The following is a 14,926-nucleotide window of genomic DNA, read 5'->3' on the forward strand; positions in this document are numbered from 1 at the left end:
TTCTGTTGGAAATCCTCTCTCCAATTTAAAATTTAATTTCCGGGTGATTACTCAGGAGTGTAAAAGTACTCATGTTGGCTAAAAGAATCTTACCGTGTCTGGATGTTAAGGCGGGACGGGTTGTAAAGGGAGTTAACTTTGTTAATCTTGCTGATGCGGGCGATCCCGTAGAACTGGCAAAGGTTTACAACGAAGCTGGTGCTGATGAGTTAGTGTTTCTTGATATTACAGCAACTCATGAAGACCGAGATACGATTATCGACGTTGTGTACCGGACTGCTGAACAGGTCTTCATTCCATTAACTGTGGGTGGTGGAGTTCAATCCTTAGAAAATGTTAAAAATCTTTTACGAGCAGGCGCAGATAAGGTTAGTATTAATTCTGCGGCAGTACGCGATCCTGATTTGATTAATCAGGCAAGTGAACGCTTTGGTAATCAGTGCATAGTCATTGCTATTGATGCCAAAAGCCGACAAGACCCTGATAATCCAGGCTGGGATGTGTATGTGCGAGGAGGTAGAGAAAATACAGGTATAGATGCTTTACTTTGGGCGCAAGAAGTCGAAAAACGGGGTGCAGGTGAAATTTTGGTGACAAGTATGGATGCTGATGGGACTCAAGCAGGTTACGACTTACCGCTAACGCGCGCGATCGCGGATGCGGTAGAAATTCCAGTTATTGCATCTGGTGGCGCTGGTAATTGTGAACACATCTATGATGCCTTAACTAAAGGCAAAGCAGACGCAGCACTACTTGCATCACTTTTGCATTATGGGCAATTGAGTGTGGCAGAAATTAAAAGCTATTTGCAGACTAATAACGTCCCCGTGAGAAATTCCCCTAGTTTGGAAATTCCTGTCTAACTACATCTACAGTTGTTCAACACAGTTCTGGAAAAGGATGTTAACATTAGTTAAAAAGATTTAACAATTATTAAAACGTATGTTGATTCCTATTTTAGTTTTTGATGTAGCGTTAGTAGCGTGGTCGCTCCACCTAATGGAGCGAGCGGTAGCAGATAAGGAATTTTCAATGATGTTGGCTGGTGCGCTAGTCGCTGTGGCTGCTGCTGCTATGTTAGTAGTCTACTTCCTTATGGGGCATTGCATGAGCTACTTATTACAAGTATCGTAAATATTCCAGTGCTAGTTGTTCTTTATTATACTATCAACTAATTTTGTCACTTCCTATTGACAAACTGCGATAGTTAAGGCATAATTAGTAACTGCACTGTTCGGGGTTATAGCTCAGTTGGTAGAGCACTTCAATGGCATTGAAGGGGTCAGCGGTTCGAATCCGCTTAGCTCCATCTACTATACAGCGAGCATCTCAGGTGATTTATTCAATCTCACTGAAGTTGTCTCCAAAAATTCATTATGCCAATCTATGCCAATAATCAGAGCCAACTTTATGCCTTCCGCATTCATATAAGCAGAAAGGAAATCTATTCTTCATCTCTTATAGCTCCCAGATCTGAGTGGATTGCCAAAGTAGATCGCCCATCTGCGGTGATGGAGCGTCTAAAAGGGCGTGAAATAGAAGAAGTAGATACTGTAGAAGTAGTCTCTTGGGATAGTCTCCTAAGAAAGAGAGAAGGTTAAAAGCCTATTCCTTAAACCTACTCGACAAGCTCAACAGGAAGTCGTTGCTGCTTCTACTAGTGATACTAACGATATAGATGAAGAAAACGAATTCTCTAAGTTTGGTATGTAATTTAGTAATTACTGAATAAATTATTAAGGTAGATTAATTCTTCCTTTTTTCTTTTTGTGATTACGTAAGTAAAAAGACTACTGCACTTAAGACAAGTAGCTGTCTCATAGCTTTGATAGCACCCCTGAAAAGTTAGCTGATGGAAAGCTACAAATTACCGTTGCTCAATCAGAAAAAATGGAAGTCCTAGATAACTGAGATTAAACTGCTACCACTCTACTGTTAAAAACCAGTTGGATAAGCTCTCCCAAAATTATTCTCTTGAGCTATATGATCAAAAGTGCTAGGAGGTTTATCAGCATATTTATGAGAAGTACTCAGGGCAAGATCGTAGTGTCTATGATGTTACTAGGTAGGATGACAGGCATAAATTCTTAATACTCGCCTAATAAAGAAAGAGTTGCCATTTCTTCTCACCTGGATCTGTCTCATAAGTCCCTATGCTAATTTATGCCACTGCATAGAGACAACTTCAATGATAAGTCCTAATATAGCGTACTATATTTAGTTGTGCTTCAATAGAATTGAAGGGGTCAGCGGTTCGAATCCGCTTAAGTCTCAGGTGATTTATTAAATCTAAGTCAAGATGTGTCTAAAAATTCATTGGGAGTGGGAATCATATAGTAGTGTGCCTCCTGGAGTTTTAGGATAATGTCTAACAACAGCTCTGCTAAAAGCAAACTATCTTTGTGTGACATTTGGGAAAAGCATCTAGCCAATGTAAATCCTTCAGATAGAGAGTATGTGAAAAAGCATGGTTTCATTTTAGCTATCTCTCTTTCTGGAGCTGAACAAAAACCTTCCAAGAAAGGTGTAGATGTTTATACAGTCAACAATGGCTACTGCTCTAAAGCTTGGGAAAAAACTGAAAAAGAAGCAACTATTCCATTACTAGTTTCTTGGAATGGCTTTGGGATTCACCCCAATGGAGAAAGTAAAATTACTCTTACTCACTACGACCGTGCGAGTCATATTATTCCCAAAGTAGATGGAGTTCCAATTAATTGGAATCTTAATTTAGACAATAACTTCTTAAAGAATCTTCTTAGGAGTAATAAGAAAGAAAATAATATTTGGAAGGAATTTTGTGAATACATAACCAAAAATCAAAAGTTACAATTACAATTGTTAATTGGTAAATTGCAAGATACTTCAAGACTTTCTAGACTAAATTTTGCTTATTATATAAAGCATACTGTACTCAACATTCAATTAAGCAATGAAGATATTCTTTCTGCATCTCTTGTAACTCCTGGTCCTGAATTTTTAGCAAAAGTAGACCGTCCTGCTGCAGTTACGGGACACCTTAAGGGGCGTGAAGTAGAAGAAGGTGATGCTGTAAAAGTAGTACCTTGGAATGATGTTTTAATAAAACAACTACAAAACACTACCATGAAAACTATCAAACAAGAGTTGAACTCTAATAATCTAGGTAATAACTACCTACATATGGTAGAGATCTATCGCAGACTCTATCTTTGTAGATTTATGTATGCTTCCTATTTTCCTCCTCACATGAGGAAAGAGGCAAATACTCACTATAATTCACTAGCTACTATAGCAAATAAAAGAGACATACCAATAAGTGATTTAATAGGTGAGATATTAGATTCAGGCAGTTGTCCAGAAAACAGTTTTCTGGAAGAGCATATAGAATACCTCCAACAATTAGCTTACTACCTCCTCTACGGAAATCCAGAGGAGGAGGTGAAGGTTACCTCTGCTGAGCAAAGACAAAAGGCTAGAGCCAAAGCTACAGAGATAGTAGGTAAGCTGATAAATGATAATTTAAAGCAATCTTACACTGAGTGAGACTAGTAAGTACCCCACTCTAAAAAGACGGAGCTTCATGCCGCTGCCTAACCTCTTTGCTTTTGGGCCCAGGCTTTGTATTAAACATTGATGAGAACAGAGCTAACCATATCAAAATGCTAGAAGGTCAGATTAAATCAATTAAGTCTGACATTAATAAACGTGAAAAACAAATTAGAGATTTTGCTAAGCAAGAGAAGAAGGGGAAATCAAAACGTTCCAAAAAGGGCTTTTCAGGTCTCAAGTTAAAAATTAAAAAAGCTTGCAACATTAACGCTAAGCAGCGTCAATCAACACAACTTCAAGATGCTAAATTTGCTTTACACCAAAAGAAACGGAGATTAAACTTATTAGAAAATAAGCTGAAACACCTTGCCAACACCAAACCTAATTATGTCTTGCCCGAACCAAATAGCTTTATGCTTGTCGGTAGTAAAGATGAATCCTCCGGCAACCAGACAGCGCAGTTTGACTACATTGAACAGACGGATAACTTTGTTCTTTCTATTCGCACCCCTTACGCTTTAGAAAAAAGGTTGGGTGGGCAATATATTCAAATTAATAGCTTAAATTTCAAGCATGGCAAGCATGAGATTGTTAAGGCGATTTCTCCTCGCTGTTATCAAGTAAAAACTAAAAATAAAACCGAAAAATGGGAGGTTGGATACAGTGCCGTAACACTCCGTTTTTATTGGAAAAATGATTGTTGGTATGTGGCGGCAACGACGGATATAAATCTAAGGGAAATTACTTCAGAGTACCTTTCTGGCTACGTTGGTATTGATTTAAATGCAGATTCTGTTGGTTGGGCTGTCTGCGATGCGCAGGGGAATTTACTAGAATTCGGTGATTACAAAATCGACCTACATTCTAAAAGTTCGAATCAACGAGAAGCAATTCTTAGTGATGCCGCCACTTTTATCGCTCTCAAGGCAAAGCTATATAATTTCCCTCTAGCGTCAGAGAAATTAGACTTTTCTGGTAAGAAAGCGCAGTTACGAGAAAAAGGTAAGAAATACGCGAGGATGCTATCTTCTTTTGCCTATTCTCAATGGAATGACACGCTAAATAATGCTTGTCAAAAGCACGGTATTTATCACAAAAAAGTTCAACCTGCTTATAGCAGTTTAGTCGGACTCATGAAATTCATGTCTACTTATGGCATGAATTCGTCATCTTCTGCGGCGTTTGTTATAGCTCGTCGTGGTCGAAGATTTTCCGAAAGACTTCCAAACCAACATCATTTACTTCCTTCCAAGTCCGCCTACACTGAGGATAATAAGGTGAAGCACGTTTGGTCGCATTGGAGTAGATTTGCTCGGAGTGTCAAAGGCACTCCCAGGCATCAATATTACACCGCCCGTCTTAACAGGACACGAAAGGTTACGCTTAACAGTCAGCTTGGTTATCCTGTAACCGAGCCCAGACTCTTAAGCAATTCAATTCAGCTGGAGCTTTTCGAGGTGAGTGCAATTCTCACGGGAAATGATACGGTATCCGTTGCCGTGTCTAGGTCTAGAAGAAAATCAGGTAAGTGTAGAATGTCTACTTATACCCAGATTTGCCTAGATTTAAACTAACGGTTGAAATCAGCGGTTATTTTTGTCATAATTTTAGGTGAAGTTTTATTTTAAATCTGTCACCACAAAGGATCACTATTCTCTGTGGTGTTTTTTTTGGGCTTTGATTATAATATCAGTAAAAATACCAGTAATTATCTATGACGAATAAAACTTTACACAATCCTAAAAAACAGGAATATCTTCAAATCAAAATGACTCAAGAAGAAAAAAATAAGTTGAAAGAAATAGCTTTGAGCAAAGGCGTAAGCGCAGCAGAAGTAATAAGACAGTGGATAAATCTCTACGAAATACCGATTAGTGACAAATTAAAATACAAAGGAAAATTGTCAGAATGTTACCTAACTATAGGTGAAGACGATAACCTGCTAGTAGGTTGATTAACCATGCTACTTCAGGTGCAATAGCACAAAATTCTACTGCGTCCTGGAGGAAACTAAGGACATTTGAAGCGTCATAAAATCTCGCGATATAGCATCATCTATATAGAAATGGTAGCAGGTGAAGCTAAAGACTTTAGCGATCGCCCTTTAAAATGCTGGGAAGATAGAAGTAATCCTGTTATCTGTGCTGATTGAGAGAAAATGTTATAATTTACCAAATTTTTTTAGATATAAACAAACACTGGCGATTATCTGGTTGGATATCATAGCTCAGTTTATCTGCAATAGCAGACATAATTTTTAAACCACGCCCACCCTCATCAAAATTCTCGTGTAGTTCAGACATTTTTTGTAATGTAGACTCTAAATAAAATGGCTGACCATACGACCACATACGAATTTCTATATGTTGATCGAAACGAATTGCTTCTATATCGATAGGAGTATCTTGCGGTAAGCCTTTGTGAGCGTGTTCAACAATGTTGATAAATCCTTCTATTAAAAGCGTCTGGCATTGCCACCATAATTTCTCGTCTGCAATTGGTGGGCGATTAATTTGCTCAAACCATGATAGCACCTGTTCAGAAGCACCAAGATCTGTGCTTACTTGAAGCTGGATTTTTTGAGTGACATTGATAAAATCTATATTCATACTTTGACCAAATACATCTGGCTTAGGACAGATAATACTAATTGGTGATGGATAAAAAAACTAAAACGTAGATCTTCGCTAAATATTCTTTTTCAAAAAATCATCTTAATCAGGTTATATATAGTAATTACATTCCACTATTCGATAACTGAATCGTCAATATTTGACGCTCAAATTCATCTTTATTACTGAATATTTTAAATATTTGATCCATCTTCGTTAACTCAAACAACATTTTGACTTGTTGATTTACTGAACATATAAAAAATTGAGAGTTTGAGGATTTTATCATTTGCATAGCAGAAATCAAAATCCCTAATCCAGAACTATCTATAAAGTTCACATTTTGTAAATCAATTAGAACAATGATATTCTTTTCAGACCATATAAGCTCTTTAATTTCACGACGTAATTTATTGCCAGTAATAGCATTTAATCTTCCAGATGGCTGAAAAATTTTGACAGTATTATTCATGATACTTTGGTAAAATTTAGTATGTGAATATATTATTATGTTGCACTATAAAAGTAAAAGTGGCAACACTTTTATTGTATTTATGATTACATAAACACTTGAATCTAGAAAATACGTAAATATGTCTAAAGCATCTTCTTTGAATGCTATGAGAATACCTGTGGCTTTATACCGATGAACTCGGGATTGATTTTTTATACGCTTATTCCAAGCAACTTTCAATCGCCATAGTAAAGATTGCTCATTACTTAAATATGCAAGCTTATCCTTTTGGCTAGGCACATCACTCTGATCACATTTGTCAAGAATTACAAGTGGTTGAGGTTGAACTCTAACTTCAGAAATGGTAGATTCTAGGTCGTGTGGCTCAAGGTTAAAGTTACTGCAGCTCCCTGTGATTAATGAGGTATTACATAGCCAAAGATATATAGCCGAACAAAGCCGGGGCTGAGCTTTGGGAATTGTGCGAACAAGGAATTCTACAATCAAGCTTGTTATGACTCCGTTTCACAAAGTTGTTGAAGTTAGTATTCCCAGCTTTTACGTGATAAGTATAGGGATTATAAATTTTTTGCAAAAAATATTACAGAAACAGGGATTTCAGGGGATCTAAGGGTAAACAACTCAACATTTCAGTCTTCCAAGGTTGCTGGTTGGTAATTCTACTTACCGAATGCCTCACCAATTTCTTGCCAGTTTTGCAAAACCCTTATCATACAATGAATTCTATTGTCGATTCTCTTTTTAGGATCCCCAGTCGCTCAGATCAACACCAAGATTTATTAATCGTTCGCAATTTGGACACTTCTCTGTCACGATCCCATACTCTGTTGAAGGGATTTGATATCCGCAAGTGCTACAAGGCGGAGTAAATCGCGGAGTTGTGTTTCTCGAAGTTGCTAGTACTACAACTTGAGTCAAAACACCCAAGGCAATGAGAATGAGTACAGTAACCATAAGCTTAAAGCAACGCTTATTCTTAACTCTTAGGTTATAAAGAATCGATTGCTCGATCCTCATCCTGAGTGGTTATTTCTTAAGGCAGAGTCATTGTAAAATTGTAAGCTTTAATTGTGCAATGAAGCACATACAAAACTTAACACCCTCAGCAATAGGTTTTTCAGGGCGATAGTCGCACCACAAGCTCCCACAAGTGCGATTGGCTCAGCCATTCACCCTTGAGCAATAGCGAAGCGCTGCCCGATCGCACAAAAAGTAGACGGTGGGGTGTCTTGCGGATGGTTAACTTTGCAGTTTATAGATCCTGATCGAATCGCGATAGCTTTTGATGCCTAAATGGGAAACATAACATAAACAAGCTCTGCCGAGGTAAACATTACTGTAAGAATACAGGAGTCAGAATACAGGAGTTAGAATCGTTCCAATATTTGGAGATTCATAGCTTGGTAGGAGCAAATAAAACTAGATGTCAAGATAAATGAGAATGGATAATGTAAACACACAAAAGACTGGCTTATCAGGCACAGAAATTTATCAGAAGATTTGCGACAACATTCAAAAAGTGATGAAAGGGCAATCATCAGCAATTAGGAAGTTACTGTCAGCCTTCGCTAGTGGTGGACACGTTTTGTTAGAAGATTATCCAGGAACTGGTAAAACTACCCTAGCGAAAGCTCTAGCTTACTCTGTAGATGTAATGTTTAAACGGATTCAATTTACGCCAGATCTTCTACCGTCTGATATTTTGGGCGTTTCCGTGCTAGATCCAAACGCACGAACCTTTCATTTCCACGAAGGGGCGATTTTTACGCATATTCTTTTAGCTGATGAGATCAATAGGGCTTCGCCAAGAACGCAATCTGCACTACTAGAAGCTATGGCAGAGTTTCAAGTGAGCGTTGACGGTAATTTGAAAGCACTTAAAGATCCTTTTTTTGTCATCGCTACTCAAAATCCGGTGGAATTGCGGGGAACTTACCCGCTTCCAGAAGCTCAGATGGATCGCTTTGCTCTCCAGTTTAGTCTGGGATACATATCACCGGAAGACGAGGTGAACCTTTTAAAAGATCAAATCCAGCGACATCCGATTGATACAATTCAACCTTGCGTTAACCTCGAAGATGTCATCACTTTAAAGCAGCAAGTCAAGCAGATTAGGATAAGTCAGGAATTAAAAGAATATCTTGTCAAGATTGTCAATGCGACTAGATCAGCAGAAGGTGTCAAATTAGGGGCTAGCCCAAGAGCTTCAATAGCGTTAATGAAAGTTGCTCAAGCCTTGGCACTGTTCGATGGCTATCAATTCGTGACACCAGAACATATTCAAGAACTTGCGGTATCAGTCATTGCTCATCGGTTAGTCATGGAAAACCAAGCCCGCTTCTCGGGTAGAACTGCTCAAGCAGTTGTTGAAGAGATTCTACAATCAGTCCCTGTTCCTGTCTGAAATTGAAGCTAAAAGATGAAACATTTTCTTTACTGTCTTTTGTGTTTTAGCTATCGCTTTCAAATAGAGCTAACCAGAAGATTCACTGCAAGTGGTTTGGCGGTTCTTTCTTGGATAGTTATTTGTGGGTTTCTTAGCTTAGATACTAACCAAAGCGTAACCTATCAAATATTTACTTTGTTGTTATCGATTCTAATTATAGCGATCGCGTCTAGGCATTTTTTTCGCTATCGCTTCAGCGCCACACGCACTCTACCACGATTTGCCTCTGTCGGTATTAAATTAAAGTACCGCATTGTGATTCACAATAAAAGTAACAAAACTCAAAATGGACTAAAACTTTTTGAAAATTTCGCAGATCCCCGCCCTACTTTGAAAGAGTTGACAGAAATCTTTGAAAATAAATCTATTGAGTCTATTAGGCTAGATTTTTTATATTACCGCTGGCTTTGGCTAATTTCTAGGAACCAAGGAGTAAAGGCAAAAGCACTCGATTTACCCTCTCTACCTCCCAATAGTAAAACAGAAGTCGTTTTTGAAATCGAACCCTCTTACAGAGGTACCACTCGGTTTACTAGTATAACAGTTGCGCGACCAGATCCTTTTGGTCTTGTAAATGCTTGGATCAGTGTTTCTTTACCGCAATCTTTGTTGATTCTACCAAAACTATATAAATTACCCCGAATCGAACTTCCTGGCTCGAAAAGATATCAATCTGCTGGCATTACATTAGCCTTATCTGTTGGAGAATCTGAAGAATTTAGATCTTTGCGCGATTATCGTCCTGGAGATTCTCTGCGAAAAATTCACTGGAAAAGTTGGGCAAAAGTTGGTCACCCAATTGTTAAAGAAGAACAGGACGAATTTTTGGTTCGGCACGCCATTATTTTAGATACATTTCAAACTGCAAAATATAGCGAAATTTTAGAAGAAGCAGTATCAATTGCAGCTTCATTTGCTTGCGATATTGAGACACAAGAATCGTTATTAGATCTAATTTTTGTAGGTAATAGAGCTTATTGTTTTACGATTGGTCGAGGGCTAAGTTCTTCCAACGAAATTCTAGAAATTTTAGCATCTGTTGTTGCCTGCCAAGATAAATCTTTCGATTCTCTTATCCCAATAGTGATGGAAAGAGTTTCTTTATTAAACAGTTGTATTGCTATATTTCTTTGTTGGGATGAGAACAGAAGAAAATTAGTCAATTATTTGAGGGATGTTGGTGTCTATATTACAGTGTTTATTATTACAGATAAACCAGAACTCTTACATAAATTTAATTCAGAGTTTACGAGCGATGAATTAGCAACTTTTCACATCTTAACGTTAGGGAAAATACAAGAGGGATTGATGAGTCTATGAAAACTCCTGTGCTTCTGCTTGGTGCATCTGTGATTTTTTGGGGTTGGCAGACAGGACTATGGATTTTTGCTTTACCAATAGCTCTAATACTTGAAGCTTCACACTTCATCGATTGGCGCTGGGATTTTTCTGCATACGATGTTAGGCGAATTACTGATTTATGCATCATTGTTTTTTTTCTTTCGTTTGTTTATATTCTCCTAGAAAATCGTTCAATTTATTTCATTTATCATCTTCTACAATGGCTTCCTTGTATATTTTTTCCGCTTATTGTAGCTCAATCTTACTCTATCAATGACCATATTGATATACATAATCAATTTTTTATACTGAAGAAAGTACACAATGAACATAACTTTAAAAGTGTAACAGTTAATTTAAATTATTTCTATCTTGCTATTTGTATTTTGTCGTCAAGTTGTGCCAACAACAGGGATAATTATTTCTATTTCGGGATGTTTTTAATTACATCTGTTGCGCTTTGGTTTGTGCGTTCTAAAAGATTCCCTTTTATTAATTGGTTTATCTTAATTCTTCTTGCTGGCAATATCGGATTTATAGGACATCTTGGACTACACCAACTCCATCTAACTGTAGAAGAGCGTGTTGTTGAATGGTTAGCTAACACTAGTGGACAATATATAGATCCGTTAAATAAGCAAACCAATATCGGCGAGATTGGTTTGTTAAAAATGTCGAACGACATTCTTTTCAGAGTGGCTTCTCGGGCTCAACTCACTTCTCCTCTACTATTAAGGGAAGCAACTTATAATAAGTACCAATCTTCCGATTGGCTAGCGTCTAGTCCTGATTTTACTTCTATACAACCCGAAAGCAATGGTACCACTTGGCATTTAGCAAATAAACCTGCTCATAGTTCTACCGTCTCTATATCTACTCGCCTTAATAATGGGAAAGGTTTGTTAAAGCTGGCGGATGGAACATTCCAAATTGATGAATTACCAGTTAATAGTATGGAGAGAAACAAATATGGAACGGTAAAGGTGGAGGGAAACTTCGACGCGATCGCGTACCAAATTCATTTTGAGCCTAGTCTTTCTTTGGATAAGCCACCGACGGAAAATGACTTACAAATACCGAAACAAGAAAAACCAGCACTTAATCAAGTTATTAGCCAAATAGATATTCTAGGAAAATCGCCAGAACAAATTTTACCACGTGTGGAGACTTTTTTTCAAAAGAATTTTAGCTATTCACTAAAACTTGCTGGTAAAGGCGAATATTCAACACCTATATCTAAATTTTTACTCAAAACTCGTTCTGGACACTGTGAATATTTTGCAACTGCAACCACGCTTCTGTTGCGTGCGGTGGGTATACCAGCTCGTTATGCTGTAGGGTATTCAGTTCATGAATTTAGCCCTTTAGAGAACCAATATGTTGTCAGATCTCGCCACGCTCATGCTTGGACACTTGCATATGTAGGGGGTAAATGGCAAGTAATTGACACAACCCCTGCTGATTGGACAACTCTCGAAGATGCAACTGCTCCCAAATGGGCATTGATTTCTGATTTATGGTCGTTTTTGATTTTTAAAATTTCAGCATGTTTCCGATACATCCGACATAGTAATTTATTTAAGCATGTATGGTGGCTGCTCTTTCTGTTGATTTTTATAGTAATGCGAATTCTTAATCGGGAGAAATTGTTACTCCATAGATCTAAAAAACGAACTTTGTCAAAAACACTTGCTACAAATGTTGCAAATAAAACACCTTCCGAGTTTTATATAATAGAGAAGGTGTTAAACGAGTTAGGCTTAAGCCGTCAACCTTCAGAGTCTTTAAAAAAGTGGATTGAGAGGCTGAAACAGGAATTGCACACGTCAGATTTAATAGAAGAACTCACCTCGATCATTGAACTTTATTATCGACACCGTTTCGATCCTCAAGGAATTGAAGAAAGTGAAACAGCGAGATTAAAATCATCTGTTAAATCCTGGTTGGACAAATATCACCAAAGAAGAATTTAGGATTCAGGAGCCAGAATTCAGAATTGAATTCTGTGCGTAGGATATTAAGACTGAAAGTTCTTAAGCATTTCCACTCCTTTAGGACGCAGAGTAAAATGATATTCTCCCCATCGTCCATATTCCTCCTCAAACCATTACACTTACTCATCTTAACTATCCCATACCTAAATATTAGCTACTATCGTCGAATTAGGGGTCTCTATTATCGTTAATAATAGACAATTAATAGAGAAACAAGTATGATAACTGGAGTGTTTAATATGTTTTCTAATTTAGGCAAGCTATCGCGTGCATATTTTGTATTTAGTGAACTAAATTTTGACAACAAAGAGAGTAATTAACTCATGCAAATACAAACTTTAGCTCAATATTTACCACCGTTTTTGACTGGTCTTAATGCTTGGGTACTGCTTGGAGTTAGATTAGTTTGGGGGACAGTACTGGTTGTGTACAGTTTCCCAATGATTAAAAATCCATTGCATTGGATGGATATCAATGAAAAACCTTCTGGATTTCCAGGTTTTCTTCAAGCACTTGGGGCAATAGCAGTGTTTGGCGGGGGTATTGGTCTGATGTTTGGTCTGTTGACTCCACTCGCTGCTTTAGGTTTAGCTTTTGCTATGATAATCGCTCTATCCCTACATCTGGCACATGGTATTCCCTTTGTAAAATCGGCTCCAGATGCCCCTGGTGAGTCTTATGACACCTCTCTTCTTTACTTTATGCTTGCTCTATTATTTGTGTGTTTGGGACCAGGCGCGCTTTCCCTAGATTTCCTAATCTTTGGGAGGCTGTAGGAGGAGAGCCAATGGGATGCAGGGATATCTCCGAACCTTTACCTTGTGGGTTTCGGGGATACCTTTGGTCAACAGTTAAAATTGTTGGTAAAACCTTAATTTAAGGCTGTTAGTATCTATGAGTACACCTGAGTTACTATCTAAAAAGTAGTGCAGGTTAATAAACTCTTGAAAAGAAAGCCTTTTCCATTGCTGTCTTACGGCGTTGTTATAGCAAGCGTGGCATTAGCAGTGCTTGTAACTCTGTGGTTGAAGCCAGTTCTGAACCATAGCGTATTCATATTGTTTTTTGCAGCAGTGAGTTTTTCAGCATGGGATGGTGGGCTTAAATCTGGACTACTAGCGACTATTCTATCGGTGATAGCGTGTAACTACTTCTTCCTTCCTAGCATCTACTTGCAAAAACAAATAAGACCAGCTAGTCTTGTTCTAATTTTGATTTTCAGTTTAGTATCGCTATTAATTAGCGGACTGAATGAACAGTTAAGGGTTGCAAAAAAAAGCGCTGATGAAAGTTTAGTCAAAGCTAAACAAGCAGGAGAAGAACGTGATCAACTCTTGGAAAGGGAGCGAGCTGCAAGAGAGGAGGCGGTTGCAGCTAACCGTGTTAAGGATGAGTTTTTAGCAGTACTTTCCCATGAATTGCGCTCCCCACTCAACTCAATTCTTGGGTGGTCAAAGCTGCTAGTAGAGCGTAAATACGATGAAGCTACCACAACTCGCGCGCTGCAAATAATCGAGCGCAATGCTAAGTTACAGGCTGAGTTGATAGAAGACTTGTTGGATATTTCCCGAATATTACAGGGGAAGATGAGTCTCAAAATTGGTGTGGTTAACCTAGTTTCTCCCATTGAAGCCGCAATTGAAATAGTACGATTAGCGGCTCAAGCTAAGTCGATTGAAATTAAAACTGTATATCCTTTAAATGTAGTACAAGTAGCAGGCGATTATAATCGCCTACAGCAAGTATTGTGGAATTTATTGTCTAATGCTGTTAAGTTTACACCAATCAATGGTCATGTGGAAGTGCAATTATCCGCAAGCGATACACATGCTCAAATCCAAATAAGTGATACAGGTCAAGGTATCCAACCGAACTTCTTGCCCTACGTATTTGATTATTTTCGTCAAGAGAATAGCACAACGACAAGAGAATCTGGAGGATTGGGGTTAGGACTAGCGATCGTCCGTCACATAGTAGAACTACATGGTGGAACAGTCACTGCTTCGAGTCCAGGAGTTGGTCTTGGATCAACCTTTATTGTTACATTTCCCTTAAAGGCCATTGTATCCGACAAAACTGAAAAGCTTGATGTTTCTAGTGATTCTCCAGATTTTACATCACTGAAAGTACTAGTCGTGGACGATGATCTAGACACCCGTGAGCTTGTCGTATTTATCCTTGAAGAGTACGGAGCAACTGTAAATCATGTAGCATCGGCACAACAAGTGCTGGACGTACTGCCTTCTTGGCAGCCAGATTTACTCATTAGCGACATAGGAATGCCTGAAATGGATGGTTATATGCTACTACGCCAATTGCGAGCGTTACCAGTAGAAAAAGGAGGACAAATTCCTGCGATCGCACTTACTGCTTATGCACAGGAGAGAGACTTTCAACATATGAAACAAGCAGGGTTCACCAGATATATAACTAAACCTGTAGATCCAATGGTGCTGACTGAAGTCGTTGCTGAGTTAATAGGAAAAAAGTAGCTATTTTTTGTTTGTCAATTTGAAGCAGTGTAAAA

General features: G+C 38.2%; 14 protein-coding genes and 1 tRNA gene. 13 read left to right on the top strand and 2 right to left on the bottom strand.

The annotated features are described in order from the left end of the window. Positions 1 to 71 precede the first annotated feature (71 nt). From hisF to G4P69_RS40030, 8 genes are all read left to right on the top strand, one after another. Positions 72 to 863, top strand: a complete 792-nt coding sequence (gene hisF / locus G4P69_RS24385; protein WP_208340472.1) for an imidazole glycerol phosphate synthase subunit HisF — start codon at positions 72 to 74, stop codon at positions 861 to 863. 79 nt (positions 864 to 942) lie between these two features. Then, complete coding sequence (locus tag G4P69_RS24390; RefSeq protein ID WP_208340473.1) at positions 943 to 1,134, top strand: hypothetical protein; 192 nt, start codon at positions 943 to 945, stop codon at positions 1,132 to 1,134. Between the two features lie 102 nt (positions 1,135 to 1,236). Then, positions 1,237 to 1,309: transfer RNA gene (locus tag G4P69_RS24395), tRNA-Ala, on the top strand. A gap of 67 nt (positions 1,310 to 1,376) precedes the next feature. After that, entirely contained in the window at positions 1,377 to 1,601 is a 225-nt protein-coding gene (locus G4P69_RS24400; protein ID WP_208340474.1) for a hypothetical protein, read from the top strand. Between the two features lie 763 nt (positions 1,602 to 2,364). Then, positions 2,365 to 3,525, top strand: coding sequence for a hypothetical protein (locus tag G4P69_RS24405; protein ID WP_208340475.1), 1,161 nt, complete (start codon positions 2,365 to 2,367; stop codon positions 3,523 to 3,525). A gap of 116 nt (positions 3,526 to 3,641) precedes the next feature. Further along, on the top strand, positions 3,642 to 5,105 hold the full coding sequence (locus G4P69_RS24410) for a hypothetical protein (RefSeq protein WP_208351872.1): 1,464 nt from the start codon (positions 3,642 to 3,644) through the stop codon (positions 5,103 to 5,105). A gap of 140 nt (positions 5,106 to 5,245) precedes the next feature. Then, complete coding sequence (locus G4P69_RS24415) at positions 5,246 to 5,485, top strand: hypothetical protein (protein ID WP_208340477.1); 240 nt, start codon at positions 5,246 to 5,248, stop codon at positions 5,483 to 5,485. 66 nt (positions 5,486 to 5,551) lie between these two features. After that, a complete protein-coding gene (locus G4P69_RS40030) occupies positions 5,552 to 5,683 on the top strand; it encodes a hypothetical protein (RefSeq protein WP_279605123.1) in 132 nt (43 codons plus the stop codon). A gap of 16 nt (positions 5,684 to 5,699) precedes the next feature. Here the strand turns inward: G4P69_RS40030 and G4P69_RS24420 are convergent, their stop codons facing one another. Then, positions 5,700 to 6,140, bottom strand: coding sequence for an ATP-binding protein (locus G4P69_RS24420; RefSeq protein WP_208340478.1), 441 nt, complete (start codon positions 6,138 to 6,140; stop codon positions 5,700 to 5,702). A 127-nt stretch (positions 6,141 to 6,267) separates the two neighbouring features. Then, positions 6,268 to 6,615: an STAS domain-containing protein gene (locus G4P69_RS24425; protein WP_208340479.1), complete on the bottom strand. Its 348-nt coding sequence runs from the start codon at positions 6,613 to 6,615 to the stop codon at positions 6,268 to 6,270. 1,444 nt (positions 6,616 to 8,059) lie between these two features. On the opposite strand from G4P69_RS24425, the gene G4P69_RS24430 reads away from it, so the two are divergent. The 5 genes from G4P69_RS24430 (at position 8,060) to G4P69_RS24450 (ending at position 14,891) form a co-directional block, all read left to right on the top strand. Next, positions 8,060 to 9,022 (top strand): AAA family ATPase, encoded by a 963-nt coding sequence (locus G4P69_RS24430; RefSeq protein WP_208340480.1) that lies wholly within the window; start codon positions 8,060 to 8,062, stop codon positions 9,020 to 9,022. 15 nt (positions 9,023 to 9,037) lie between these two features. After that, the gene (locus G4P69_RS24435) at positions 9,038 to 10,384 is read left to right on the top strand and encodes a DUF58 domain-containing protein (protein ID WP_208340481.1); all 1,347 of its coding nucleotides are present in this window, start codon (positions 9,038 to 9,040) and stop codon (positions 10,382 to 10,384) included. Further along, entirely contained in the window at positions 10,381 to 12,378 is a 1,998-nt protein-coding gene (locus tag G4P69_RS24440) for a DUF4129 domain-containing transglutaminase family protein (RefSeq protein ID WP_208340482.1), read from the top strand. Before G4P69_RS24435 ends, G4P69_RS24440 begins: the two co-directional genes overlap by 4 nt. A 344-nt stretch (positions 12,379 to 12,722) precedes the next feature. Beyond that, entirely contained in the window at positions 12,723 to 13,175 is a 453-nt protein-coding gene (locus G4P69_RS24445; RefSeq protein ID WP_208340483.1) for a DoxX family protein, read from the top strand. A 168-nt stretch (positions 13,176 to 13,343) separates the two neighbouring features. Then, complete coding sequence (locus tag G4P69_RS24450; protein ID WP_243902270.1) at positions 13,344 to 14,891, top strand: ATP-binding response regulator; 1,548 nt, start codon at positions 13,344 to 13,346, stop codon at positions 14,889 to 14,891. Positions 14,892 to 14,926 lie beyond the last annotated feature (35 nt).

This window comes from Aetokthonos hydrillicola CCALA 1050, from assembly GCF_017591665.1.
GTDB classification, from domain to species: domain Bacteria; phylum Cyanobacteriota; class Cyanobacteriia; order Cyanobacteriales; family Nostocaceae; genus Aetokthonos; species Aetokthonos hydrillicola.